This window comes from Streptomyces yokosukanensis (assembly GCF_001514035.1).
Lineage (GTDB): Bacteria > Actinomycetota > Actinomycetes > Streptomycetales > Streptomycetaceae > Streptomyces > Streptomyces yokosukanensis.
The window spans coordinates 461,599-463,572 of record NZ_KQ948214.1 but is presented as its reverse complement, the minus strand read 5'-3'; the positions used below and the strand labels follow the sequence as shown (position 1 = coordinate 463,572).

Annotated in this window: 2 protein-coding genes; both read right to left on the bottom strand. The window is 71.7% G+C overall.

Going from position 1 to position 1,974, the window contains the following annotated elements; translation table 11 throughout:
* Positions 1 to 77 precede the first annotated feature (77 nt).
* Positions 78 to 722 (bottom strand): LuxR C-terminal-related transcriptional regulator, encoded by a 645-nt coding sequence (locus AQI95_RS24235; protein ID WP_067127411.1) that lies wholly within the window; start codon positions 720 to 722, stop codon positions 78 to 80.
* Positions 707 to 1,974 (bottom strand): sensor histidine kinase (locus AQI95_RS24230; RefSeq protein ID WP_341849476.1); only part of this gene is annotated, 1,268 nt, incomplete at its 5' end. The genes AQI95_RS24235 and AQI95_RS24230, both read right to left, overlap by 16 nt.

Here is a 1,974-nt window from a genome sequence, read left to right as displayed (position 1 = left end):
GCGTGCGTGCTGGTCACCGGGGTCCGGTCGGGTAGGAGGGCCGGGCGGTCCGGGTGGCCGGATTCTCACGCTCGCGGTCAGCTCTGGAGGTAGGCCAGTACGGCGAGCACCCTGCGGTTGTCCTCTTCGGACTGCTCCAGGCCGAGTTTGGTGAAGATGTTGTTGCTGTGTTTGCTGACGGCCTTCTCGGAGATGAACATGCGGGCGGCGATGGCCGCGTTGGACCGGCCCTCGGACATGAGGGTGAGCACCTCGTGTTCGCGTGGGGTCAGTGTCTGCAGGGGTGGGTCGGCGGAGCGTCGGCCGAGCAGTGCGGTGACCACGTCCGGGTCCATCACCGTGCCGCCGGTGGCGACCTGGCGTACCGCGCCGATGAAGTGGTCGACGTCCATCACCCGGTCCTTGAGCAGGTAGCCGACGGCGCCGGCCTGGTCGGAGAGGAGTTCGCGGGCGTAGAGCTGCTCGACGTACTGGGAGAGCACGAGCACGGGGAGGCCGGGGACGCGTTTGCGGGCGTCGATCGCGGTGCGCAGGCCCTCGTCGGTGAAGGTGGGCGGCAGCCGCACGTCGATCACGGCGATGTCGGGGCGGTGCATGTTCAGGGCGCGGGAGAGCGAGGGCCCGTCGCGGACCGCGTCCAGCACCTCGTCGCCGTACGCCTGGAAGATCCGTACCAGGCCGTCTCTGAGCAGGGCGAGGTCCTCGGCTATGACAACGCGCATGGCAACGACATCCTCACTTCGGTCGGGCCGCCACTGGGACTGTCGACGGCCAGGGTGCCGTCGAAGGCCGCGAGGCGCCGGGCGATGCCGTGCAGTCCGCCGGCGTCGTCGGTCGCCGCGCCTCCGCGGCCGTCGTCCGCGACTGTGATCTTCAGCTCGCCGGAGGGGCGGCCGGGTTCGTGGGTGAACTCGACGTGGATGCGGATCTGCCGGGCCTCGGCGTGCTTGATCGCGTTGGTCAGCGTTTCGGCGATCGCGAAGTAGGCTGCCGACTCCACCGGTGCGGGCAGTCTTCCCGGTATCCGTATCTCCACCTCGGTGGGTACCGGGCCTGTCAGCGCGAGGGCCTGGACCGCGCCGTCCAGGCCGCGGTCGGCGAGTACCGGCGGGTGGATGCCGCGGACGAGGTCGCGTAGTTCCGCCAGCGCGCCGGCGGTGGAGGCGCGGGCCTCGGCGAGCAGTCGGCGGACCGCTTCGGGGTCGTCCGCGACGCGCTCGGCGAGGCCGAGGTGCATGCCGAGCGAGACGAGCCGGGCCTGTGCGCCGTCGTGCAGGTCCCGCTCGATCCGCCGCAGCTCGCTGGCGCCGGCGTCCACCACGTCGGCCCGTGACTGTGTCAACTGCCCGACCCGTGCCTGCAGTTCGGTCTTGTCGGCGGGGGCGAGCAGTGAGCGCATCAGCCGGGCGTCGAGTCTGGCCAGCGGCTCGGCGGAGAGGTACCAGGCCGCCAGGAGGAGGGGTCCGGTGAGGGTGACGAGGAGCGTCTGCCCGAGGCCGTGCACGGGGAAGAAGCCGAAGGGTTCGCGGAACACGTGCGGCGGGGTCACCGCGACCAGCAGGGGGTAGCCGCTGTAGAACAGTCCGGCGAGGAAGAGCACCAGTGACAGGCCGGAAGTGAGCCAGCAGGCCACCGAGTTGGCGAGCAGCCATGCGCAGTCGCGCCAGCTCGCCGGATCGCGCAGCAGCGCCTGCAGCTGGGTGAGCCGGTTTCCCGGCGGGGTCGGCAGGTAGGGGCGGGTGATCGGCGTGCCGAGGCGCTGTCCGGCCCACTGCCGGTGGCGGTCGGCGAACCAGCGCACCGTGACCGCGCAGAGCAGGGTCATCGGCAGGCCCAGCCCGAAGGGGACCAGCACCACCGCGGCGATCCACAGGCAGCACAGGACGGCGCCGAGCATCGAGGCGAGCGACAGCAGCAGCGACTGGCCCAGCAACGCGAAGCGGGCCACCGGCCCGGAGCGCGCGACCGGCCCGG